The organism is Rhodococcoides fascians A44A (assembly GCF_000760735.1).
In the GTDB taxonomy this organism is placed as follows: domain Bacteria; phylum Actinomycetota; class Actinomycetes; order Mycobacteriales; family Mycobacteriaceae; genus Rhodococcoides; species Rhodococcoides fascians_E.
In genome coordinates this window covers 1-24,696 of the sequence record NZ_JMEX01000005.1, presented here as the reverse complement: position 1 = coordinate 24,696, position 24,696 = coordinate 1, and the positions used below count along the sequence as shown (strand labels likewise).

Below are 24,696 nucleotides of genomic sequence, written 5' to 3'. Positions count from 1 at the left end.
TCGATCAATCATTCGATCGAATGAATACCTACCGTGGAACGTCCCCGACCAACCAACCTCGCCACATCGTGAACGCGAGTATTCTCGCCTGCCAACTTCTACCCTGAGACCGTAGAGTCAACAATGAATCCCGCGATACTGGAGGACGAGTTGAGTTTCGGATTTCGAGTCGGAGTGCCCGGCATGCGCGTCCGCGTCTCTACTCGCGGGGTCCGCACCTCGCTCGGACCACGAGCCGCCCGGATCAACGTCGGATCAGGACGCACCACCGTCTCCTCTGGACTCGGACCGTTCTTCGCCTCCACCTCACTGTCGAGCGGCCGCGGCCGCACCACGACAAGGCGAACCACCCGCAGACACTACGGACCCTCCCCCGCACAACTCGCCCGCGCCGAGCGCGCCGCAGCACGCGCACAGCAAGACGCCCAACGCGACGCCGCGATCGCCGAACTCCACGAACTGCGCCGCTCCTCCACCAGCGTCCACCTCGACACCTTCCCGATCGCAGCCCATCCGGTCATACCCCCACCACCAGCGCTCCACATCGCACACGCCGACGCACAAGCAACCGCACACCACCTCAGCGGCATCGGCCTCCTCGCACGCACCGAACGCAAGCGCGCCAAAGAACGCGCCCGCACCGACGCACAGCACTACCTCGCCGCCGAACAACATCGTCTCCGCCACATACACGAGCAACTACAGCACCACGCAGACCAATGGTGGAACGCGCTCATCACCAACCACGAACCCACCGTCTGCGACGCCATCAACTCCGCATTCGCCGACAATGCAGCCGCCGGATGCGCCCTCGGAGTCACTGGAACCAGAGTCTCGATCGTCATGCGCCAGCAGGACATCGACACCCTCCCCACACAGACACCGTCCCTCACTTCCGCCGGACGACCCACACTGAAAACCCTCACCAAGCGCGACCGCATCGCATGGTGGCTGACCATCATGGGATCCAACGTCATCGCCACCTGCAAAGAAGCACTCGCCGTCGCCCCCGGCATCACCGACGTCGACCTTGCAGTGATAACCCGACTACCCGACACCCAACGACTCGGCATCGTCACCTACGGGTCCTGGTCCCGCCGCGCCATCGACTCCACACCATGGCACAACCCAAACGATGCCCTACGCTTCCTCGACGTCGGCACCGACGTTGCCTGTAGCGTCCGCACCACCGCGAGCGGCAACCTCTCCAGCTCGGTGAAACCACTCGACATCGACCGCATCCCCGGCCTCGCGGAACTACTCGACACCACTGACGACGACAGCACCACCAACCCGATCTCCGAAATCGACGCTGCCCTCACCCCGCACAACCAGCCCACCGACGCACCTACGTGCGATGATCCCTACGCACCAATTCCGTTCAGCCAGTGGGTCCTTCATCAGTCCAGTCAGAGCTTGCCACCAATCTCGCCACCACCACACGCCCCTACCCCGGCGACCACGCCGACAACGCTCTCACCCGGGCAGACACTCCCATTACTCGACGAGGCCGTCCATCAGATAGACGCAGCATTCGAGTTCCAGGGTGCCGACGCCGACATGACCCTTCTGCTACTCGAACACACCGGACGAGTAGGCACGGACGACGACTTCATCTTCTACAACCGACCCATCGGATCCGGCGGCGCAATCCGACTGCACCACAAAGACACCGACGCCACCACCACGACCGAACGAGCAACGCTGCACCTGTCCGACCTACCCCCGCGCATCACCACAGTCGTCATCTCCATCAACATCGACGTCGAATCCAGTCAGACCTGCGCAGACCTCCAAGGCGCCCGATTGACGATCTCCACACCACAACAATCCTGGCTGTTCACCCCACCGCCCGACCCGCACATCCGCGCCATGACCGCCGCCCAGATCTACCGCCACACCGCACCCGATGGCACACCGATCTGGAAACTTCGCGCTCTCGGCCAAGGATGGGCCGACGGCCTCGACGGACTCGCCCGCGCACACGGCGTCGACATTGACTGATCACCGACCAGCCGAGGCTCCGCGTTCATCCCGCGCTACGGCCGCGCGGCACAGCCGCGACCTTCATTCGTTCAAATGAACAAACCAAAAACGAAGAGGCACTGTCGGTTCCAATGTAATGGTGTATCGAGTACGATTCCGCAGTCGAGATGCGCTCTGCCCGATGGGCGTGAACTCCGACGTTCCCCGACAGCGACGATCAGGAGTTCGAGTGGCGCGTAGAAATAACAACTGGGCCATTGGCATATGCGCCGTGACTGTACTCGCACTCTTCGGCAGTTGCGTCGACGACGACAAGAGCACACCAGCAATGACCGACCCCGGATCGCCGAGCCCATCGACGACGTCGAGTCCGCGGACCACGTCGAGCGCGCCCGTACCGATCGAGGCCACGTCCGAATGGGTCGGGACCGTCACGGACTACGACTTCGAATCCAGTGGCGGGCCGGGATTGTTCATCGATCTGGCCGTGGAGCGAACACGTGTCGACCTCAGCCACATTACCGCGCTCGTATCGCCCGCAACGGCGGCTCCTACGGATACGTATGCCGTGACCGGGGCACTCGCGGCACCGGATCTTGCAGAAGGCATTGCCTTCTCCCTTGATGGATCGCGTGCATACGTGACGCACGGGCCCGACGGACAACACGGCTTCCTCGGCATCTACGACACCCGAACCAAGAACCAACTCGCCGACATCCCGGTGGGAATCTTCCTTGTGGGAATCGCACCGACATCTGACGGATCCAGAGCCTACGTCGCGAACAACGTCGACAATACCGTCTCGGTAATCGACCTGACCGCCAATGCAGTCGTCGCCACAATCCCATTCGGCGCGGGCCCTTTAGGTGTCGCAGTCACCCCGGACGGCCGCAAGGTGTACACATCGAACCAACACGACAGCACACTCACCGTGATCGACACAGCACACTCACCGTGATCGACACAGCAACACTGACGGCCACCCGCAAGATCGCACTCGGGGACGCGCAAGCACCATTCGTCGAACTCACCCCGGACGGGGGCTACGCCTACGTCACCGTGAACTCAGGAATCGCAAAGGGCGATACGACCACCGACGAGATCGTCACAACGATCGACGGGCTCGGCGGCACACCACTCGATCTCTCGATCACAGCGGATGGTTCCACACTTGTCACCTCCAACGGCAAAGACATCCTCACTATCGATTTCGCCGACAACAGCATTCCGAACACTTTCACCGTCTACGGAAACGCCTCCGTAGTCGCGCCCGGAATCGGAAGTGTCGCTGTCACACCAGACGGGCGAACCGTCTACGCCATCGCGTCATGGTTCCCCAGCCAACTGATCGTCCTCGACACCACGACGGGAATCATCGAAGAACGATTCGACATCCCCGGCAGCGCCCAACCGGTGGCGGTCAGCCCCGACGGCAACGACGCATACGTTATAAGCCAGAACAACAACGTCACCATCATCACCAAAACCCCCAACCACAGCCTCCCGCCCCGACACTCGGATCATCCGACCTCCCGAACACCGGATCCGCGCAACGCTGAGAACATATAATTCTCCGCGGCTCGACACGTCGTTGGGCCTGGTTCTTTCGATGCGAAAGGTCGTTCTTTGCAGTTCTGGAAGCCGGTCCGCGCCTTCCCACCGATGCCTCGTCGTCCTCTGCCACACTGCGTACTTGTCACTAGCCTTCACCCGAGTCGCTAGCGGAGTCGACGAGGATTGCGCGACAACCGATTCGAACCGCAATCATCGCGACTGTTTAATATCGCGCGTTTTGACGGAGAAGACATGGTAACGGTCAATCGAATGATCCCCTACGTCGCGGTGTAATGTCAGATCGCTCAAGTTTGCTGCGCAGGAGGCACTTTTATGACCACAAAGATTTCGTCGACGTCGTCTCGACTGGGTGTGTTTGCTGCCTTTGTTGCGGTCGTTGCATCTGTCACGGGGTGCGGTTCGCCCAATAATAACGTGGAGGTACCGGCTGCAGTAAACGAGCAGGTGTGCTCGGACTTCGCCGCAGCTCAGAATATCGTCGTGCGCTACCAGTTCGATGGCAAGGGGACCATGACACTGGAAGACTTCCTAGTTGCCGAAAAGGCAGCGCAAGACCGTCTCGACAGCATCGGTCTGCACGCGGAAGGAGAAGTGCGGGCACGGATCGGTGAACTCGCAAGTGAACTGCCGATACGATCCCGAGACCTTGGAACGCGCTACTCGGTCGCGACAGCATTCGATGAGAATTCACGACGTGTGGCTCGCGCGTGCGAAGCTGAGGGTTTTCCCATTCAGGTGAGAACGTTGCCCAAGATTCCTAGTTCGATGAATTAGCCCTCTACCTATCTGCTTACCCCATGAGCACCACTGCACCGGGCACCCACGTGACCGACAATCTCGACAACGAACTCGACGGCTGGACCCGACCCCTCGGAATCGATGTCGAAAACACCCTGACCATGTTCGTCATATCCGGCCACCACGTCACAGTCGAACCGTCACCAGCAGGACTGTCCATTACCGCACGCATAAACACCACGTGCCCTGATGAAAAATCACTAGTCACATCATTCGTCCTCCACGGGGACACTTGGGTCGACGACAACGATGCCACCGGGATAATTGAAGCGGGAGCGCTGCTCGTCGACCGTGATGACGAGATGTTCGACGCACTGTTCTCCCGCGTGCCCTTCTATATGTGGAACGCACGGCTGGCCACCGGACAAACCCGGACCAATGACATCCGCGGATACCTGACCGGCGACAACGAGACCGACCTCAGGCAACTCGACCTCAACATCCTGTATCCGTTGGCGGAGATCCTGCAAATCGTGCCACTCGCGGCGCGATCAGGATGGCACCTCACGCTTAACCACAGCCTCAGCACCGCGGGTGACCGCTCGATACGCCTCACAGCAACACCGCCAGAACAAGCAGATGTCGATTCAGATCGAACGCCACGACGGACCGACAACCGGCCCGTCGCACACGCGCTGACTTGGATCCGCACGACCGAAAGCTGGACGCTCGACGAAACCGTGACGCCGGACTCCGAGGGACCGTCGAACGTCCGCCGTGCGCTCGATGACATCGAGCTCTACCCCGCATCCTTCACACTCAGTCTCGAAGCAGCCGCCGCGATCACCGGACGCTGGCACTCCGACGGATCTCTGACCGGTCCATCCGCGCTACCTGCTCGCCCCCTCCCTCACGAACCGGCACCCACGCCGGCAGAACTGAAAAAACGTGCTCAAGACATCGCACGGTGGGCAACTGAACACGAATTCTCCGAACTCCTACTCCCCCAACCCGCGACGGTCGCAGCATTCCTCACAGACAACGCAAATGGGACCGCCGGCTACTACCTGCTCGAGTTCGCAGACGGACAGTGCTACATCGGCGAGTCAGTCAACATCGCGTCCCGTCTCACCCAACACCTGAGTCGATTTCGCGACATCACCACGATCCGCGTACGCCCGGAGACAGAACACGACGCCACGACCTCGGTTCTGGACCACAAGCGCCTTCTTCGGCTTCGCGAACGACAACTGATTCACCGCGCCCAGGAATCAAAACTGTTGGCACGCAACGTCAACGAGATGGCAACCTTGATCGGGGTGAGTAAACACCTCGACGAGATCATCCCCGACACTCTTCAGCGACGGTGGCTTAACGCACCCGACACGGTCAACCGTGCAGACTCGACGACACAACGCATCGACCACGGCCAATTCCTTGGCGCCGCAGACAACTTTCGACGATTCACGTCCATTCCTGCGTCCGCAGAGGTTCTCGACCTGATCGGGCAGTACCTCAGCCGATGTGTCCCTTACCCCCTGCAAACCGAATATCAATCGTGGTCGGCGAGCTGCCTGCCGACAACCAGAACAATCCCGCGCCGACTGTCGTGCGTCAGCATCGCCATGACCGAAACCTTCGTCGTCAACAGGGACCAGGCATCCGGCATCATCGGTGGATTCATCCAAGTCAACGATGCAGAACTCTTCTCAGGCGGCGTAGCGAGCGAGCTGGCATTCCTCCGGCGCCACCCCCACGCCACACTGCGCGCCGCGCACTACCAAGAATCCGGTCCGGGCCAGACCATCATCTTCGCAAATTCGCTCGCACAACTTCAACGACTACTCGACGACGTCGCCGTAACCCGCGCCGCCGCCACAACCGCACTCAACATCATGAGAAGGGGACCGAGCATGCACCGACGGTCCCACTGCCCACAGCTCGTCGCGGCCGCACTCAACCTTTAGCGGCGGGGTAGCTAGTCCATCTGGCCCTCGACGTTTACAGCTTCAGCATGGAATGTCGTGAATCAGCATCGCCACCGCCGAGTCGAACTGCGGCGCGACTCGTTGACAAATAGAGACGACGCCGACCTTGACGGCGAACCACGCGGCCGCAAAAACCGCTAGGCGAGAACCTGTTGCGAGCGTGACGGCCGGTGCCGCTCGCGGACACCGAACGGAACGTCGGCGGGCCGCCCTGCGACGGGTCTCAGCTAAACCCGGGGGCCACTGATTGCACGGTCCGGTTCCCCAATCTGGCTCAGACCCCCGAATTTCGGAGCCACTTGGACCGAACCAGCCGACTCAAGTGGCTTCATCCACCCTGGTCCATTCGGCCAACCAACGCAGACTTCCGGACACCCGTGGGTCCACCTGGACACCGTTCAAGCGCCGATTCCGACCCTGTAAGAAACGAGTAGTGACACTTTAGCGGCACGCAGACGAAAAAGACGGTTCCAGATTTCTCCGAAACCGCCTTTGACCTGCATCTATCTGTCGGGCTGACAGGATTTGAACCTGCGACCACTTGACCCCCAGTCAAGTGCGCTACCAAGCTGCGCCACAGCCCGCCGCGCCGGTTAAGGCGCTCGATGAGATTACCCCAGCCCCACCCCTGACACGAAATCGCCTGGTCAGGGGTGGGCGGAGAATCTATCGGCGGTTGTTGCCCTTGCCCGGCCGTTCGCGCTTTTCGCGGATACGGACCGAGACACGGACGGGGCTGCCGTCGAAGCCGAACTCTTCACGCAGACGCCGCTCGATGAACCGGCGGTAGCCGGCCTCGAGGAAGCCTGTGGTGAACAGAACGAATGTCGGCGGACGGGTGGTCGCCTGGGTGGCGAACATTATTCTCGGCAGACGCCCACCACGCATCGGTGGAGGTGTCGCCGCGACGACCTCCTTGAGCCAGTTGTTGAGCCTGCCGGTGGGGATTCGCTTGTCCCAGGACTCGAGAGCTGTTTCGAGGGCCGGAACAAGCTTCTGCACGGCCCTGCCGGTGTGCGCGGAGATGTTGACACGCTGCGCCCACGGCACCCGAGCGAGATCGCGATCGATCTCCTTCTCCAACTGCAGTCGACGGTCCTCGTCCACGAGGTCCCACTTGTTGAACGCCAGCACGAGCGCACGGCCCGCGTCGGCGACCATCGACAGAACTCGTAGATCCTGCTCCGAGATGACCTGTGACGAGTCGATGAGCAGGATTGCGACCTCGGCGGCCTCGATGGCCGATTTCGTCCGCAGCGACGCGTAGAACTCGGCGCCGCTGGCATGGCTGACTCGCTTGCGCAGGCCGGCCGTATCGACAAAACGCCATGTCTTACCGCCCAATTCGACGAGCGAGTCGACGGGGTCGACGGTGGTGCCTGCAACGTCGTGCACAACGGATCGCTCGTCGCCGGACAGCTTGTTGATCAGCGACGACTTGCCGACGTTGGGCTTACCGACCAAGGCGACTCGTCTCGGACCGCCGCCGGGAATACCTTCGCGGGGTGTTTCCGGGAGCGCTTCGAGAACGCGGTCGAGCAGATCACCGGTGCCGCGGCCGTGCGTCGCCGACACCGCATTCGGCTCGCCGAGGCCGAGCGACCACAGTGATGCAACCTCGGACTCGGTGCGTCCGTCGTCGACCTTGTTGGCCACCAACAGCACCGGGGTTTTCGAGCGGCGCAGCACCCGCGCAACCGCTTCGTCGGTCGTCGTCGACCCGACGCGTGCGTCGACGACGAGCAGAATCGCGTCGGCGGTGTTCATCGCCAACTCGGCCTGGCGCGCAACGGACTGCTGCAGCCCCTTGGCGTCGGGCTCCCACCCGCCGGTGTCCTGCACCAGGAACCGACGTCCGGCCCAGTTGGCCTCGTAGGACACTCGGTCACGCGTGACGCCGGGAATGTCCTCGACAACTGCTTCGCGTCGGCCGATGATGCGGTTGACGAGAGTCGACTTTCCCACGTTGGGCCGTCCGACGACTGCGAGGGTCGGGACTGCGACCGCTGCCTCTGCATCGTCACCGTCGACGTAATCGAGAAGGTCCCACTCCCCCTCTTCGCTCCACGTGCCGTCGCCTGCGACCTCGCCTGCGTAGAATTCCTCGGTCACTGCTTCACTCCAGTTCTGTCGTGCACAACCTGGAGCAACGCGTCGATGACGCCGTCCATGCCCAGATCGCTGGTATCCACGATCACGGAATCCTCGGCAGGCCGCAACGGAGATACGGCGCGAGTGGAATCCGCATGATCGCGGCGTTGGACGTCGGCGAGAACTGCCTCGTAATCGTCGACCCGTCCCTGAGAGATGTTCTGTTTGTTGCGTCGGTCCGCCCGTGCTTCCGGCGACGCCGTCAGGAAGACCTTGACGTCGGCGTCGGTCAACACGACGGTCCCGATGTCGCGACCCTCCACGACGATCCGCGGAAACGACGCCGAGATGTCGCGCTGCTTCTGCACCAGGAGCTCCCGCACCCGAGGAACGGCCGACACAGCAGAGACCGCCTTGGTGACGGCCTCGCCTCGGATCTCTTCCGAGACGTCCTCACCTGCAAGAGTGACTGCTTCCGCCGCGGGATCGGTGCCGATGTCCAGAGGAAGCGTCGCGACGACGTCGGCCACCTTCTCCGAATCCGTCGGATCGATCCCGGCGCGCAGCACCCACACCGTCGCCACGCGGTACATCGCACCGGTGTCGAGGTACCGAGCGTCGAGTGCCGTGGCGAGCTTGCGCGAGACCGTCGACTTACCGGTTCCCGACGGCCCGTCCATGGCAATGACCAGGCCGTCGATGCCGAGATCGTCCATCACAGACCGACCGACTCGTAGAGCTTGCCGACCTCGCCGCGTCCCAGCACACGCAACGTGCCGGGACGCTGGTCGCCGAGAGCAACGTTGCCGACGTCGGTGCGCACGAGGCGACCGACCGGGAATCCGACCGAGTCGAACAGGCGCCTGACGATGCGCTTGCGGCCCTCGTGCAGCGTGACGCGCACGAGTGACAGGCCGTTGGAGATGTCGAGGAGCGCGAACCCGTCGACCTTCACCGGACCGTCGTCGAGGGTGACGCCGGCCTTGAGCTTCTTGCCCAGATCCCGCGGGATCGCGCCGAACAACGTGGCCAGGTAGGTCTTCGACACCTCGTACGACGGATGCATCAGGCGGTGAGCAAGATCACCGTCGTTGGTGAAGAGCAGAAGGCCCTCGGTGTCGGCATCGAGACGTCCGACGTGGAACAGTCGCTGCCCTGCCTGCACGCGCTCGGAGACGATGTCGCCGACGCATGGGCGTCCCAGATCGTCGGACATGGTGCACTGCCATCCACGCGGCTTGTTCATCGCGAGGTGAACGAGTTCTTCCTTCACGACGATGCGTGTGCCGTCGACGCGGACGATCGCGACGTCCGGATCGATCCGGATTCCCTGCTCGGTGACGATGCGGCCGTCGACCTCGACGCGACCGTCGGCGATCAGTTCTTCGGCAGCCCGGCGCGATGCGACACCGGCCTGAGCGAGCACCTTCTGCAGACGCACACCCTCACCGCGCGGGACGTGACGCCGCTTGGCGTCGGGCTCGATGTACTGGTGCTTCGCGGGCTTCGCGTTGGAAATGGTGGTCGACGGAGCCTGCTTCTTCTGCGGCTTCGGTGGCTTGGGCCGAGAGGGCTTCTTGCGCGGCACGGCGTCGTTGCTGCGATCGTTGATGCCACTGTCGACCGGCTTGTTCTCGAAGGGTTTGCGCTGGTCGACGCCTTTGCGCGGGACTGCCTTGCGGGGTCCTCCGGCGCGGGGTGCATCGTCCCTGCGTCGGTTCTCGCGCGGATCCTCCGACCGTCCGGTCGTCGGCTTCCTACGCGGAGCCTGTCGTTTGTTCCTGTCCGGTGTGCCATCACGGCGAGCGGGCTTGTTCACTTCTTTACCTATCAGTCGTCCGAGTCGAGCTCGGCTACCGGATCGGGTTTCGATCCGCGGTTCTTGGTGGAGCGGGTGACTCTCGGGTCGGTATCCATGCTGTCACTGATCTCGTCGATCAGGTCCACTCCCGGCAACAACGGTGCCAGCGGTGGCAGATCCGTGAGCGAAGCCAGACCGAGCCGTTCGAGGAACAACTCGGTTGTGGAGTACATGGTTGCGTTCGATTCCGGATCCACTCCAGCTTCCGAAATCAGTCCGCGAGCGAGCAACGTGCGCATCACTCCGTCGACGTTGACCCCTCGCACGGCGCTGACTCGCGCGCGGGTCAACGGTTGACGATATGCGATAACGGCGAGAGTCTCCAATGCCGCGCGTGTGAGCTTGGACCGAGCGCCGTCGAGAAGCAGCCTCTCCACGTACGGCGCGTACACCGTGCGCGTGTAGAAACGCCAGCCGTCACCGGCGTATCGGAGATCGATTCCGCTGCGTCGTTCGGTCAGATCCGCGGACATCCTCTGGAGAATCGTCTTCACGCGTCCGACATCGCTCCCGACGGCCGACGCCAACTGCTCGTTCGATGCCGGCGAATCCACCACCAGTAGGACGGCCTCCAGAGCCGAGACGAGCGTGGCGTCGTCCAGCTCGTCCGTCTCCTCCGCAGACTCCACGTCGAGCGGCTGTTGCTCATCCATAATCCACCGCCGAGACCAGAACCTGCCCCGACTTCTCCTTACCCGTCCACGTCACCAACAGCTCACCCAGCGGCTCGGGCTGCTCGAACGCCAGAACCTGCTCGCGAAACAACTCGAGCAGCGCAAGGAACCGCGCGACGATCTCCACGGTGTGTTCGCATCCCTCGGTCAGCTCCGAGAACGGCGTCCATGCGCCCTCGCCTTTGCTCTCCAGCCGTTCCATGACCCACTTCGCCTGCTCGGGAACCGACACCGAGTGCTGGTGAATGTGATCGAGACCGACCTTCGGGATCGGCTTCGGCCGGAAGGCAGCCGCCGCGATGTCCGCAAATCGAGCTGCATCGACGCCCAACAGCACCTCGGGGATCAGGTCTGTGTAGCGGTCCTCCACGGAGACCGACCGCGGATACCGACGCAGGGCTGCTGCCTCGAGCTCGCCGAAGAGCTGAGCAACCTGCTTGTACGCCCGATACTGCAACAACCGCGCGAACAGAAGATCGCGCACTTCGAGAAGGGCAAGATCCTCGGCGTCCTCGACATCACCCGACGGCAGCAGCCTCGCCGCTTTCAGATCCAGCAGAGTCGCCGCGACGACCAGAAACTCCGTCGTCTGATCGAGGCCCATCTCCTTGCCCAGGCTCTTGGTGAAGGAGATGAAATCGTCGGTGACAGTGTGCAGCGCGACTTCGGTGACGTCGAGGCGATGCTGACTGATCAGTGTGAGGAGGAGATCGAACGGCCCCTCGAAGTTGAGCAGCCGAACACGAAAACGCGACGGGTCCTCGTTCTCGGGTACTTCGATCGGCGTGGTCTCGGTGGCGGTGTCGGTCATCGGTTACGGACCGGAACGGTAGATGACCTCACGGGCCAACGACCGATAGGCTTGTGCACCAGACGATTTGGGCGCCCAGGTGGTGATCGGCTCGCCGGCGACGGACGTCTCGGGGAACCGGACCGTCCGAGTGATCACCGTGTCGTAGACGACGTCGCCGAACACCTCGACGACACGAGTCATGACCTCACGCGAATGCAGCGTCCTCGCGTCGAACATCGTCACCACGATGCCGGCCAGCTTCAGCCGAGGATTCAGCCTGTCGCGCACCTTCTCGACGGTGTCGTTGAGCAGCGCCAGACCGCGCAGACTGAAGTACTCGCACTCCATCGGAATGAGCACCTCGTCGGCGCAGGTGAGTGCGTTGACGGTGAGCAGACCCAGCGACGGCTGGCAGTCGATGAGCACGTAGTCGTACCGATCGAGCACCGGATGCAGAACCCGACCGAGCGTCTGCTCGCGGCCCACCTCGGTCACCAACTGGATCTCGGCTGCCGACAGGTCGATGTTGCTCGGCAGGAGATCCAGATTCTCCACCCGCGTGCGCATCAGGACGTCGTCGGCGGAAATCTTCGGTTCGACGAGCAGGTTGTAGACCGTCAGATCCAGCTCGTGGTGCGCGACGCCGAGGCCGGCCGACAACGCACCCTGAGGGTCGAGATCGACGAGCAGGACACGCCTGCCGTAGGCGGCAAGCGACGCACCGAGGTTGATCGTCGACGTCGTCTTGCCGACGCCACCCTTCTGGTTGCACATCGCGATGATCTTCGCGGGACCGTGCTTCGCCAAGGGCTGGGGATCGGGGACCTCCCTGGTCTTGCGACCGGTCGGGCCTAATTCGGTTGCCGCAGGAATGGTTTCTCTCGTCTCACGGCTGGTGTCGGGCTGACGCGTATGGAACAACGCGCCTTCGTTGTGCGGATGCTGGGGCGTGAGGCCGTCGGGAGTGGCCTCGTAGCTTCGATAGGACGAGTCACTCGCCGGAGCCGAGTGCGTGGCCGGGCCCTGCGGTGCCGGTGGAGCGGGAGGCGTAGGGGTCGACTCTTCCCAGGTCTTCTCCGAACCAGACTCCGCCGCTGGCGGCCACGGTGTCGACACGTCTCCAGCGCTCCCCTGTCCGTTCGTACTGTGCGATTCTTCCTTCGCGACTGCTGTCCAACGCTACCGCGTGCTCGGTCGACACCTTCGCCGGACACGCGCAAAGCATGTCACCGGGCGCGCGGATGCGCCTCGGCCCACACTTCACGAAGCGTGTTGACGGTGACAAGGGTGTACATCTGCGTCGTCGTCACCGATGCGTGCCCGAGAAGTTCCTGAACGACGCGCACATCCGCACCACCGTCGAGCAGGTGCGTAGCGAACGAATGCCGCAATGTGTGCGGAGAGACCGCGGTGGCGATACCGGCCCGTTCCGCCGCCGTGTGCAGCACCTGCCACGCACTCTGCCGTGACAACCGCCCGCTCCGAGCATTGAGAAACAGCGCAGGAGTCGCCTTCTTCGCCAGCGCCGGTCGACCCCGCACGAGATACGCGTCGACGGCGTCGACCGCCGGACGGCCGATCGGTACGACGCGCTGCTTGTCGCCCTTGCCGCGCAGCAGTACCGCACGGTTGTCGGTGTCGATGTCGTCGACGTCGAGGCCTACGGCTTCCGAGATACGAGCACCCGTCGAGTAGAGCAACTCGAGTAGCGCCTTGTCCCGCAGCCCTCTCGGAGCGTCGGCGCCGTCCGTCGTCGCAGCGTCGAGAATCGCGATGACCTGATCCAGCGGCAGAGACTTGGGTAGCCGACGACTGGGCGTCGGCGGCTTGACCGCGCTCGCCACGTCGACGCGGGTGAAGCCTTCGAGTGCCGCGAACTTGTGCAGCCCGCGGACCGCGATGAGGGTACGCGCGGCGGAACTCGCAGCGAGAGGTGGAAACTCGTCTCCCCCACGTCGGAGCTCGATGACGAACGCGGTGACGTCCTGTTCGCCGACGGCTCCGAGATCGTCGATGTGATGCCCGGACAGGAAGGCCTCGTACCGCCGAAGATCCCGGCGGTACGAGGACAGAGTGTTCTTCGCAGCACCGCGCTCGACCTCGAGGTGGTCGAGATACGCGGATATCTGCTTCGCCAGCACCCCTGACCTATCCGTGAGAACGCTTCCGCAGCTCGAAGGTCGTCGGAAGATCCGGCCACGGGGCGTCGGCGGGCCGCAGCGGCGTCGACCCAGCCCTGGACGCTGCCAAGGCGAGGATCCCCGACACCGCGGAGGCGTTGATGAACTCACCGGACAGGGCGCGTTGGACGGCTTCGGTCAACGGGACGAATTGCAGCACCAAGTCCGCTTCTTCATCCCGTGCTTCTGGGCGGTCCACCTCGGACAGATCCTCCGCCAGGAAGATCCGCACACACTCGTCGGTGAAGCCTGGCGACGCCGTCACGTCGACGAGCACCGACCACGTGTCCGCGGCAAGACCGGTCTCCTCGGCCAGTTCGCGCTTGGCGGCGTCGACAGGTGGCTCGTCGAGCTCGTCGAGCAGACCGGCAGGCAGCTCCCACAGGCGCCGACCGATCGGGTGACGGTACTGCTCGATCATCGCGACGCGGTCCGACGAGTCGAGTGCCACGATCGCCACAGCGCCGTGATGTTCGACGACCTCACGCTCGGCCACACGTCCGCCCGGCATCTCGACCTGGTCGAGCCGAAGCGCCAGAATTGCACCCTCGTACACGGTTTTGGTTGCGACGGTGGTGAACTCGTGGCGGTCCTGCGGACCCGAGCCGGATTCCGAAGTGGTCATCCGACGCTTTCGGTAGTGGCACCGGACACCGGGAACTCGGAATCCTTGGTGGCCTCTTCACCGTGCACATCGACCGGAAGACGCTCGGCGGCCTTGTACTTCAACGCCGCATTGATCAGTGCCGCGAAGAGCGGATGCGGACGCGTCGGGCGGCTCTTCAGCTCGGGGTGAGCCTGCGTACCGACGAAGAACGGATGCACCGACGCGGGCAGCTCGACGAACTCCACGAGGTGGCCGTCGGGTGAAGTCCCGCTGAAGACCAAGCCGCTCTTGGAGATTCGGTCACGGTAGGTGTTGTTGACCTCGTACCGATGACGGTGACGCTCGGACACCTCCGTCGCACCGTACGCACCGGCCACGACAGATCCCTTGTTCAACTTCGCCGGGTAGGCACCCAGACGCATCGTTCCACCGAGATCGGCCTCACCGGCGACAGCATCCTCCTGGTCCGCCATCGTCGAGATGACGGCGTACTTCGTGTCCGGCTCGAACTCGGCCGAATTGGCGTCGGTCAAGCCCACCGCGCGCGCCGCCTCGATGACCATGCACTGCAACCCGAGGCACAACCCCAGCAGCGGAACCTTCCGTGTCCGCGCGAACTCGATAGCTCCGAGCTTGCCCTCGATACCGCGAATACCGAACCCTCCGGGAATCAGCACCGCATCGACATCGCCCAAGGCAGCATGCGCACCGGCAGGCGTCGCGCATTCGTCGGACGGCACCCACTTGATCTCGACCTTCGACCGGTGCGCGAAACCTCCGGCACGAAGCGCCTCGGTGACCGACAGGTAAGCGTCGGGTAGATCGACGTACTTGCCGACGAGGCCGACACGCACCGTCTCGCGGGGCTCGTGAACACGCTCGAGGAGACCGCCCCACACCGTCCAGTCGACGTCACGGAACGGAAGTCCGAGCTTGCGGACGACGTACGCGTCCAGGCCTTCCTTGTGCAGGACCTTCGGGATGTCGTAGATCGACGGCGCGTCGGGGGTGGAGATGCAGCCGTCGACGTCGACGTCGCACATGAGCGCGATCTTGTTCTTGAGGCCCGGAGTGACCTCCCGATCGCAGCGCAGAATCAACGCGTCCGGCTGAATACCGATGCTGCGCAGCGCCGCGACGGAGTGTTGCGTCGGCTTGGTCTTCAGCTCGCCCGACGGGGCGAGGAACGGAACCAGCGACACATGCAGAAAGAAGACGTTCTCGCGTCCGACGTCGTGACGGACCTGGCGAGCGGCCTCGAGGAACGGCTGCGACTCGATATCGCCGACAGTGCCGCCGATCTCGGTGATGACGACGTCGGGCTGATGCCCCTGCAGATCCGGCCCGTTCATCGCAAGGATGCGACTCTTGATCTCGTCGGTGATGTGCGGGATGACCTGAACGGTGTCTCCCAGGTACTCACCGCGGCGTTCCTTGGCGATCACGGCAGAGTAGACCTGACCGGTGGTGACGTTCGCGAACCCGGAGAGATCGCGATCGAGGAACCGCTCGTAGTGGCCGACGTCCAGGTCCGTCTCCGCGCCGTCCTCGGTCACGAAGACCTCGCCGTGCTGGAACGGATTCATGGTGCCCGGATCCACGTTGAGGTAGGGATCGAGCTTCTGCATGGTGACGCGAAGGCCACGTGCGGTCAGTAGCTGCCCGAGGCTCGACGCCGTGAGGCCCTTGCCGAGCGAAGACGCAACGCCTCCGCTGACGAAGATGTGCTTGGTGTCAGATCGCGACTGAAGGCGTGACAATGATGCTCCCGTGACCAATCTGCAGGGCTTGCTCCTGCCAGAGAGCTGACAAGAGAGGTACAACGTCCATAATGGGCCTGCTACCCACGGGTCTTCACGGTAACACCACTACGGCAGTTCACGCGAACGACTCGCCACTTCTGTGCTGCGAGTTACCGCGCGGGGGCTCCCACCGTCACTGCCGTCGAGTTGGCCCCGGTGCCGTACCGCCCCGCAGCACCGTCCAATTGCTCCTGCAGCGCGAGGGTTGTCGTGATCCGGCCCGCCTCACGGTCGACGTTGTCGACCGTGCTCACGCCCGTGGACAACGCCGGATCTGCCCGCACCACGGCGACCGGCCCGTTCCCGTTCGCGGCTCCGGTGCGACCGGCAAGAACCGTGCCCGCTCCCCGGGCGTCGAGTCCGCCGGCGAACCTCGCGACGATCGCACCTCGATTGCCGTCACCGTCCTCGGAACTACCACCGGTGACGACCACTGCGAGCTGAGCGGGTGCAACAGCACCGTTGTCGTACGCGATGAACCCGCCGCTGCGCAGCGTCTCGAGAGCCAACGCGAGCTCTTCCGGCGTCGACTGAGGCTCTGCGGTCTGTGCGTTCAGCAACAACACCGAACCGAGCAGATCACCGGCCATGCTGCCCTGATCCACTGCACCCGTGCGCAATTGAATCCCGGCAGGCACCACGTTGGTGAGTCGCGTCCGCAGATCGTCGCCGCTCGCAGCGGAGACGAACGAGTCGGTGAGCGACACCCGGCCCGTCACCGCAGCGCCCGACGCCTCGATGGACCGCGTCACGCCGTCGACGTCGCCTGGGTCCGCGTCGGGAGTGCTGATGACGACGACACTCCTGTCCAGCAACGCGTCGCGTACGACGCGGCCTGACACCGCAGCGTCGAAACCGTCCGCTGAGTTCAGCTGCTCACCGAGTTGATTGTTGGTGTCCTGCAGCGCACCGACTTCGTTCTCGAGATCGGTCTTGTCGTCGCGAAGGCCCGAGACGAGGCCGCTCGACAGCAACCCGGAACCGAGAACCACTCCGATCGCAAGAGCAACGAAGATCGCCGCGATCGAAATGGCATGTTGACGCATCGAAATCACGCGAGCAGCCCCTGAACCCACGTCGCGAACTGATTCCAGAGGTTCACAGCCCAATCGAGCACGTCGCCGCCCATGTTGGACACCACCAGAGCGACGATCACCGCAACCAGAGCCGCAAGAATCAGCAGAGCGATGGCCCCGCCGGAGACGCGACTGCGATACAGAGTCGCAACGGCTTTGGCGTCCACCAATTTCGCGCCCACCTTCAGGCGGGTCATGAAGGCCGCGGGATTGGTGTTGCGACGACCGCGGTCGAAGAACTCGTCCAGACTTGCCGGGCTACCGACTGTGACGATCAACGACGCCCCGTGGTGGTCGGCCAGCAGCAGTGCCAGATCGGCGGGCGCGCCCGTCGCCGGGAACGTCATCGCGCCGATGCCCAGATCCTGGATGCGCTCGAGACCGTTGGCGTGACCGTCGGAGTCGGCAGGAAGAACGACCTCCGCGCCGGACTTGAGGGTCTGCGCCGTGATCTCCTCGGGGTCTCCGACGATCAGATCGGGTCGGTATCCCGCCTTCATCGCCGTGTCCGCGCCGGCGCCGACACCGATGATGATCGGCTGGTACTCCTTGATGAACGGCTTGAGATTCTTCAAGTCCTCGGCGTGACCGGGACCGTCGGCCACCACCACGACATGGCGATCCTGCAACACGATGTCGATGTCCGGCACGCCGACACCGTCGATCAGCAACGGACTCTCGGTGCGGATGAACTCGATCGTGTTGCCCGAGAACGCCTCCAGATGGTCGACCAGACCGGTCTTGGCCTCGATCATCCGATCGGAGATCTCGGCTTCGCTCTGCTCCTCACCTTTGGCGAGGCGACGGTCGCCCGTGTAGACGCCGCCGTCGTTCAAGCGGATCTTCGACCCGTCCTTGATCTTCTTGAACACCTCGGCGCCGGCCGAGTCGATCAGGGTGATGCCGTTCGCGACGATCACCTCGGGTCCGAGATTGGGATACCTTCCCGAGATCGACGGGGAGGCGTTGACGACCGCCAGCACACCCGCCGAAACGAGCGCATCCGCCGTCAGCCTGTCCAGATCGAGCTCGTCGAGCACGACGATGTCCCCTGGACCGACGCGTTTCAGCAGCTTGGCAGTGTTGCGATCGACCCGGGCGATACCACTGATTCCGGGCAGCGAATCCTGATTGCGTGACAGCAGAGCCGGCATCTTCATGGCACCCATGATGACGCCGACGACACGCCCGACGGTGGAGGCGCGCCGAACCAATTACCACACTGGTCACATCTGTACCAGCAGGAGTGGAGCCTGCAGGAATGACCGGAAGGAAGGAGTGGAGCCTGCAGGAATGACCGGATCGAAGCTGCGGCGGTTATTTTTGTCGGTCTGCGCGGGCGGTGGCGAGTAGTTCTTCTGCGTGGGCCCGACCGGTTTCGGTGTCGTCCAGACCTGCCAACATTCGGGCCAACTCGACGACTCTTTCCGACGAGGACAGTGTTTTCACGCCGCTGTTGGCAGCGCCCTTCTTCGTGTCCGCTTTGTCGACCACCAGATGTGTGTCGGCGAATGCAGCTACCTGAGGCAGGTGAGTGACGACGATGACCTGGTGCGTCCTCGCCAGGCGAGCCAGCCGTCGTCCGACCTCGACCGCTGCGCGACCACCGACACCGGCATCGACCTCGTCGAAGACCATGGTGGCGCCCTTGTCGGACCCTGCCAACACGACCTCGAGCGCCAACATCACGCGGGACAGTTCGCCGCCTGAGGCGCTCTTGCTGATGGGTAGCGCCTGAGCCCCGTCGTGCGCCGACAGTTTGAACTCGACCTCGTCGACACCGCTGGCACCGGCATGAAGCTCTGCACCGTCGACCGACAGCGGCGCGGAGTCCTGGGGTCCGGCGGGGATCGTGCGCAGATCCAGCTGCAAGTTGGCTTTGCCCATCGCCAGACCCGCCAGCTCTGTGCTGACGGCTTTGGCCAGCTTCGCGGCTGCCTTGGCTCGCGCAGCCGTCAGTTTGCTCGCTGCCGCGGACACCTCGACCGCAGCGGATTCGACCTTCGCGGACAATTCGGCGAGAGCGTCGGCCGACACATCGATCTTCGACAGACGATCACGCGCATCGTCGGCCCACGCGATGACACCGTCGACATCCGCTGCGTACTTCCGCGTCAACGACTTCAGCTCGGACTGACGGTTGAGCATCGTCTCGAGCGCGGACGGATCGGACGGTAGGTCGGAGAGATAGCTCGTGATGTCCGCGCCGATATCGGTGACCAACGCCAACGCGTCGTTCAGCCGGGGCAGCAGATCGGTCAACGTGGTGTCGTCGGTCTGTTCAAGCCTTGTTCTGGCCTCGCCCAGAAGATGAAGAGCCGAAATGCCGTCGCCGACGTCGTCCGCAGCCCCAACCAGCGCTGCGCCGGCACCTTCGGCGGCTTCGCGCAGCGAATCCAGGTCGCCGAGCCGTCGCACGTCGGAGGCGATGGTGACGTCCTCGCCCATCTCGGGCGCGATGGCATCGATCTCCTGTAGGCCGAACTGCAACCGGTCGGCTTCCTGTGCCAGCTCGCGGCTGCGCTCGGTGCGGTCGATGAGTTCGGTTCTGGCAGCGAGCCACTCGGTGCGTGCGGTGCGATACTTCTTCAGCGGCGTGGCGACCGAGTCACCTGCGAACCGGTCGAGCGCATCGAGCTGACGGTCCGCGCGGAGCAGCCGCAACTGATCGTTCTGGCCATGGACGGTCAGCAACGAATCGGTGAAGCCGGACAGAATTGCTGCCGGGACACTTCTGCCCCCGAGGTGGGCGCGCGATCGTCCGTCTGCGTTGACGGTCCGCAACGCGATGATGGAGTCGTCCTCGTCGCGCTGAGCCCCGGCCGATTCGAGTACACGCTCGACCTCGTCGACAACTTGCGCCGACGCGGTTTCGGTGCTGAACCTGCCCTCGACGACTGCACGATCGGCGCCGAGGCGCACCCTGCCTGCGTCGGCGCGGGCACCCGACAGCAGGTGCAGGCTCGTGACGACCATCGTCTTGCCCGCACCCGTTTCACCGGTCAGGACTGTGAGTCCTTCGTGGAACTGTGCGCTTGCAGTTGAAATGACTCCGAGGCTGTCGATTCGAATCTCTTCGAGCATGCTTACCTCGCTCTCCCCCGCCATCCTGATGTAGGTAGCGCGAACTTGGTGACCATTCGATCGGCGAACGGCGCCGAATCCAGGCGAACCCACCGAATCGGCGTGCCCCCACGGATGACTTCGACGCGGCCGCCGGCAGGCAACTTCATGGTTCTACGTCCATCACAGAACACCAACGCATCGTGCCCGGCGGCATCCGTTTCCACGGCGATGAACGACTCCGGACTGGTCACCAGAGGACGCGCGAACAACGCGTGCGCATTGCTGGGGATGACCAGAATCGCCTCCAACTCGGGCCACACCACCGGACCGCCGGCCGAGAAGGCATAGGCCGTCGACCCTGTGGGCGTCGCGATCAACACCCCGTCGCAGCCGAACGCGGAGACGGGACGATCGTCGACCTCCAACACGACCTCGAGGACGCCGAGGCGTGAACCGTTCTCGATGCTTGCCTCGTTCAAGGCCCAGCCTCGCTCGACAATCCGGTCGCCGACGCGCACCGCAATGTCCAACGTCATTCGCTGCTCGACGCGGTACTCCCGACTCACCACTCGGGTGAGTACCTCTTCGAGATTCTCGGCCTCCGCTTCGGCAAGGAACCCGATACGTCCGAGATTGATCCCCAGCACCGGAATGTCCGCGCTGCGTGCCAGTTCCGCTGCCCGCAGAAACGTACCGTCCCCGCCCAGCACCAGCACCAGCTCACAACCCGCGGCGGCGTCGGGACCGAACTCGACGACCGACAGTTCCAGATCTGCACCGAGTGTCACGTCGGTACCGGTAGGGCCGACGGCTTCGATACGCGACGAGTCCACCTCGTCCAACAACACGCGCAGGCGAATGCCCGCTTCACCCAGCACCTTCGCGACCCGTCTGGCGGTGTCGGCTATCTCGCGACGACCCGGATGAGCGACCAGCAAGACCTCGCGCACCGGAGTAGTCGCCGGAACGAAAGTCATTGTGGGCCCTCCTCGACCGCGCGTTCTACCAAGGCCTGCACATCGGCATCCGCAGCAGGTTCCTGCGCGGACGAGTGCGATCGTAGCCACAAAAAATACTCGACGTTGCCCGAGGGACCGGGAAGCGGACTCGCCGTCACGTCCCGAAGCGACAAGTTCAGCTCGGCAGCTGCTCGTGCCACGTCGACGACCGTCTCGATGCGCAGCTGCGGATCACGAACCACACCGCCTGAACCGACACGGTCCTTGCCGACCTCGAACTGCGGCTTCACCATCAATGCCAGGTCCGCGTCGGTCGCCGTGCACGCCACGAACGCAGGCAACACCAGTTTGAGCGAGATGAACGACAGGTCCGCGACCACGACCTCGACACGACCTCCGATCGTGTCAGCATCGATGGAACGCACGTTGGTTCGATCGACGACATGAACCCGCTCGTCGGACTGCAAGCGCCAGACGAGTTGGCCGTACCCGACGTCGACAGCGACGACTTCCTTCGCGTCCTTGCTCAGCAGAACATCGGTGAACCCGCCCGTCGACGCCCCTGCATCGAGGCACCGTTTGCCCGCGACCGAGAAGCCATCTCGCTCGAACACCTCGAGTGCTCCCAGAAGCTTGTGTGCACCTCTCGACGCCCACTGAGTTTCGTTTTCGGCCTCCGACACCAGCAACGGCGTACCGGCCTCCACGGCCGTCGCAGGCTTGGTTGCTACCGTTCCCGAGATCTTCACCCGCCCGGCAGCGATCAGCTCCACAGCGTGTTCCCTCGAGCGCGCCAAGCCACGACGAACGAGCTCGGCGTCGACGCGTGCGCGTCGTGCCATGTCAGCTCTTGTCCACGGAGGAGAGCGCATGAACGAGGACGTCGTGCGCCCGTCCGAGAATCTGCGCCTGAACGTTCAGATCCATCGGTGCGTCGCCCTCACCCGGCAGCCGGTCCAGCAAAGCGTCGACCTCCGACACGACGGCGCTCGGGTCGACATCGGGGGTCGCTGAATCCTGCGGGCGGTGCTGCCCTGGAAGTGGAATCGACGTGCTCATCGACGCTAACGCTATCGGATAGGTCCGACGTGTGCCCGAGCGCCCGACGCCGCGCCGGTTACGTAAGCAGTCGAGCGAGCACCTCGGTGCCGACCCCGTCGACCGTCACGGTGTTCCACTCTCGATCGGAACGATACGCAGCGTCGGCTGCTGTCAGGAGTCCGTCCACGGTATCCGGTGCGTCGGTTCCCCTGTAGGTCACCACCAGCGCAGCGTCCCGGACCTCAGCGGACCAACCTTGCTTCGCCCCGACCCGAGACTTGTCGGAGGGCAGATTCAGCACGTCGAGGTCGAAACCGATGTGCGTCGGACGCTCCGACGGCACCGCACGCACCGCATCCAACGCACTGCTGACGCCGGTGAGCACGAGCAGCGACGGAATGCCGATGGTGCAGGCACCGGCGATGTCCGTGTCCAACCTGTCGCCGACGACCAGCGGGCTCGCAGCCTCACTCAATCGAATGGCGTCCTGCATGATGGGCGCCGCCGGCTTTCCTGCCACCAGCGGCTCGCTGCCGGTCGCCGTTCGAACGGCAGCGACCATCGATCCGTTGCCGGGCGCAAGACCTCTTTCGGTCGGCAGGGTCGCGTCGGTGTTGGTGGCTACCCACACAGCTCCTCCGCGGATGGCGAACGCGGCTTCGGCGAGAACTCCCCAATCCGTCGCCGGATTGTGCCCCTGAACGACGGCAGCAGGCTCGCCCTCGGCTCGACGAACCGGACTCAGACCCACCAGTGAAATCTCCGCCGACAATGCATCCGTGCCGACCACCACGACCGTCGAGCCGGCAGGGACACGCTCAGCGAGCATCCGAGCAGCGACCTGGGCACTGGTCACCACGAACTCCTCCGACGTATCGAACCCGAGCTCGACGAGATGCTGCGCAACATCCGACGGCGACCGACTCGCATTGTTGGTGACGAAATACTGCTTCTCGGTACGCCCGGAGTCCTCCGAACGACCGCGCAGGTACTCCACCGCTCCCGGAATCGGATCCTTGCCCTGGTAGACGGTGCCGTCCAGATCGAGCAACAGAACGTCGTGCTGAGACCTCAGAACCGAATCAGTGGTCACTGCCCGGACAGCTCCTCGACGCGCTCCTCGGCGTCCGTCTCTCCGTCGACGTCGGCTGCGGCCGCGTTGAGGAACCACTTGACGCCCTCTTCGACGCGGCCTGCCGCCACCAGAGCGTCGGCGTACACGTAGAACAGCCGCGCAGCCGCGGTGCCCGAACGCGATGCATCGAGATCAGGAGTCTGCAGCGTCACCACTGCCTGATCGAACTGGCTCAGATCCATACGCGCACCGGCAACGACGATACGCAGCTCCGACGCCGCCTCACCGGTCAGCTCCCGCGCCTCGTCGCTTCGACCGAGTTCGATAGCTCGCTCCGGACGACCCAAGCCGCGCTCGCAATCCGCCATCACCGCCAGATGGCCCGGTCCACCGGCCATACGACGAGCTGCACGGAGCTCGGACAGAGCCTCCGCCCACTCACCGGCGTGGTAGGCAGTCACACCAGCAGTCTCGCGGACGACGGCGATACGTCCCGCTCGCTGCCGCGCAGCACGTGCATGCTGCAGCGCGAGTTGCGGATCGTCGTCGAGCAAGCGGCTCGCCATCACGAGATGCCGTGCAACAGCGGTGGCATTGTTCTTGTCGAGACTCAACAGATCACGACGGATCGCAGGCTCGAGTTGACCGGCCTCGACCTCGTCGGGCAGATCCGGCTCCTCGGGACGCGGCGGACGCCTGTCCGCGGGTCCGCTTCCCCTGCGATCGCCCGAGAATCCGCCTTCACCGCCTCGACGACGAGGAGGCCCGTCGGACCTACCTCCACCGCCCTCGCCTCGACGAGGATTGCCCGAACGGCCTGCGCCACCGCCGGCACGGCCCCGCGAATCGTTGGAGCGAGGGTTTCCGTCGCCACGGAAGGAGCGGCGGTCGTTGCTGTCTTCCGGCACAACGGGTCCTTTCTATAAAGAGATAAAGCTCTGCGTCGGTCGACCGACACCGTTCATCCAAACAGAGAATGGGTTGAAAACTGAAAATTGCAGACCCCCGATGTGGGTTACGCAACTACACATGCGCGACGACCAGAACATAGACGCATCCACTCGTACTGTTCCGGACCTCTGGTTTCGTACTGAGTCTCCGGGTCCGATGAGTCGATTCACCCTCTGTTGTGCGTGTGGTGGTGGTGTCAGCGCACATTCGGGGGGTGTTTTCGTGGGTGCTCG

22 protein-coding genes and 1 tRNA gene are annotated in these 24,696 nt (G+C 63.8%); 5 read left to right on the top strand and 18 right to left on the bottom strand.

Going from position 1 to position 24,696, the window contains the following annotated elements:
* Positions 1 to 123 precede the first annotated feature (123 nt).
* The 5 genes from BH95_RS04060 (at position 124) to BH95_RS04045 (ending at position 6,266) form a co-directional block, all read left to right on the top strand.
* A complete protein-coding gene (locus BH95_RS04060) occupies positions 124 to 2,004 on the top strand; it encodes a TerD family protein (RefSeq protein WP_167336892.1) in 1,881 nt (626 codons plus the stop codon).
* 253 nt (positions 2,005 to 2,257) lie between these two features.
* Positions 2,258 to 2,944, top strand: coding sequence for a YncE family protein (locus tag BH95_RS27765; protein ID WP_052059965.1), 687 nt, complete (start codon positions 2,258 to 2,260; stop codon positions 2,942 to 2,944).
* Positions 2,941 to 3,555: a YncE family protein gene (locus tag BH95_RS27760; protein WP_052059964.1), complete on the top strand. Its 615-nt coding sequence runs from the start codon at positions 2,941 to 2,943 to the stop codon at positions 3,553 to 3,555. The genes BH95_RS27765 and BH95_RS27760 overlap by 4 nt, the downstream gene beginning before the upstream one ends.
* 318 nt (positions 3,556 to 3,873) lie before the next feature.
* Positions 3,874 to 4,335: a hypothetical protein gene (locus tag BH95_RS04050; protein WP_155291584.1), complete on the top strand. Its 462-nt coding sequence runs from the start codon at positions 3,874 to 3,876 to the stop codon at positions 4,333 to 4,335.
* A gap of 23 nt (positions 4,336 to 4,358) precedes the next feature.
* Positions 4,359 to 6,266 (top strand): GIY-YIG nuclease family protein, encoded by a 1,908-nt coding sequence (locus tag BH95_RS04045; RefSeq protein ID WP_037181134.1) that lies wholly within the window; start codon positions 4,359 to 4,361, stop codon positions 6,264 to 6,266.
* 531 nt (positions 6,267 to 6,797) lie between these two features.
* Here BH95_RS04045 and BH95_RS04040 read toward each other — a convergent pair.
* The 18 genes from BH95_RS04040 to BH95_RS28165 form a co-directional block, all read right to left on the bottom strand.
* Positions 6,798 to 6,871: transfer RNA gene (locus BH95_RS04040), tRNA-Pro, on the bottom strand.
* Positions 6,872 to 6,953: 82 nt separating this feature from the next.
* Positions 6,954 to 8,399 (bottom strand): ribosome biogenesis GTPase Der, encoded by a 1,446-nt coding sequence (gene der / locus BH95_RS04035; RefSeq protein WP_019667868.1) that lies wholly within the window; start codon positions 8,397 to 8,399, stop codon positions 6,954 to 6,956.
* Positions 8,396 to 9,094 (bottom strand): (d)CMP kinase, encoded by a 699-nt coding sequence (cmk, locus tag BH95_RS04030; RefSeq protein ID WP_033188366.1) that lies wholly within the window; start codon positions 9,092 to 9,094, stop codon positions 8,396 to 8,398. Before cmk ends, der begins: the two co-directional genes overlap by 4 nt.
* Positions 9,094 to 10,197, bottom strand: a complete 1,104-nt coding sequence (locus tag BH95_RS04025; protein ID WP_080737951.1) for a pseudouridine synthase — start codon at positions 10,195 to 10,197, stop codon at positions 9,094 to 9,096. Before BH95_RS04025 ends, cmk begins: the two co-directional genes overlap by 1 nt.
* A gap of 11 nt (positions 10,198 to 10,208) precedes the next feature.
* The gene (gene scpB, locus BH95_RS04020) at positions 10,209 to 10,892 is read right to left on the bottom strand and encodes an SMC-Scp complex subunit ScpB (protein ID WP_037159470.1); all 684 of its coding nucleotides are present in this window, start codon (positions 10,890 to 10,892) and stop codon (positions 10,209 to 10,211) included.
* Positions 10,885 to 11,724 carry a segregation and condensation protein A gene (locus BH95_RS04015; protein WP_019667872.1) on the bottom strand — a complete coding sequence of 280 codons (840 nt, stop codon included), beginning with the start codon at positions 11,722 to 11,724 and terminating at the stop codon, positions 10,885 to 10,887. Before BH95_RS04015 ends, scpB begins: the two co-directional genes overlap by 8 nt.
* 3 nt (positions 11,725 to 11,727) lie before the next feature.
* Positions 11,728 to 12,627 carry a ParA family protein gene (locus tag BH95_RS04010; RefSeq protein ID WP_026348255.1) on the bottom strand — a complete coding sequence of 300 codons (900 nt, stop codon included), beginning with the start codon at positions 12,625 to 12,627 and terminating at the stop codon, positions 11,728 to 11,730.
* 305 nt (positions 12,628 to 12,932) lie between these two features.
* Positions 12,933 to 13,847, bottom strand: coding sequence for a site-specific tyrosine recombinase XerD (gene xerD, locus BH95_RS04000; protein WP_037159467.1), 915 nt, complete (start codon positions 13,845 to 13,847; stop codon positions 12,933 to 12,935).
* Between the two features lie 7 nt (positions 13,848 to 13,854).
* Positions 13,855 to 14,511 carry an NUDIX domain-containing protein gene (locus BH95_RS03995; RefSeq protein WP_033188363.1) on the bottom strand — a complete coding sequence of 219 codons (657 nt, stop codon included), beginning with the start codon at positions 14,509 to 14,511 and terminating at the stop codon, positions 13,855 to 13,857.
* Positions 14,508 to 16,253 (bottom strand): CTP synthase, encoded by a 1,746-nt coding sequence (locus tag BH95_RS03990; protein ID WP_037181132.1) that lies wholly within the window; start codon positions 16,251 to 16,253, stop codon positions 14,508 to 14,510. Before BH95_RS03990 ends, BH95_RS03995 begins: the two co-directional genes overlap by 4 nt.
* Before the next feature lie 152 nt (positions 16,254 to 16,405).
* Positions 16,406 to 17,350, bottom strand: a complete 945-nt coding sequence (locus BH95_RS03985) for a copper transporter (RefSeq protein ID WP_141216379.1) — start codon at positions 17,348 to 17,350, stop codon at positions 16,406 to 16,408.
* Positions 17,347 to 18,531 (bottom strand): putative cytokinetic ring protein SteA, encoded by a 1,185-nt coding sequence (steA, locus tag BH95_RS03980; protein WP_026348257.1) that lies wholly within the window; start codon positions 18,529 to 18,531, stop codon positions 17,347 to 17,349. Before steA ends, BH95_RS03985 begins: the two co-directional genes overlap by 4 nt.
* 157 nt (positions 18,532 to 18,688) lie before the next feature.
* Complete coding sequence (recN, locus tag BH95_RS03975; protein WP_208601139.1) at positions 18,689 to 20,455, bottom strand: DNA repair protein RecN; 1,767 nt, start codon at positions 20,453 to 20,455, stop codon at positions 18,689 to 18,691.
* A gap of 2 nt (positions 20,456 to 20,457) precedes the next feature.
* Positions 20,458 to 21,414, bottom strand: coding sequence for an NAD kinase (locus BH95_RS03970; protein WP_037181129.1), 957 nt, complete (start codon positions 21,412 to 21,414; stop codon positions 20,458 to 20,460).
* Complete coding sequence (locus tag BH95_RS03965; RefSeq protein WP_037181127.1) at positions 21,411 to 22,238, bottom strand: TlyA family RNA methyltransferase; 828 nt, start codon at positions 22,236 to 22,238, stop codon at positions 21,411 to 21,413. Before BH95_RS03965 ends, BH95_RS03970 begins: the two co-directional genes overlap by 4 nt.
* Before the next feature lies 1 nt (position 22,239).
* Entirely contained in the window at positions 22,240 to 22,455 is a 216-nt protein-coding gene (locus BH95_RS03960; RefSeq protein ID WP_019667883.1) for a hypothetical protein, read from the bottom strand.
* A gap of 58 nt (positions 22,456 to 22,513) precedes the next feature.
* Positions 22,514 to 23,530 carry an HAD-IIA family hydrolase gene (locus BH95_RS03955; RefSeq protein ID WP_037181126.1) on the bottom strand — a complete coding sequence of 339 codons (1,017 nt, stop codon included), beginning with the start codon at positions 23,528 to 23,530 and terminating at the stop codon, positions 22,514 to 22,516.
* Entirely contained in the window at positions 23,527 to 24,420 is an 894-nt protein-coding gene (locus BH95_RS28165; protein WP_019667885.1) for a hypothetical protein, read from the bottom strand. The genes BH95_RS03955 and BH95_RS28165 overlap by 4 nt, the downstream gene beginning before the upstream one ends.
* Between the last annotated feature and the right edge of the window lie 276 nt (positions 24,421 to 24,696).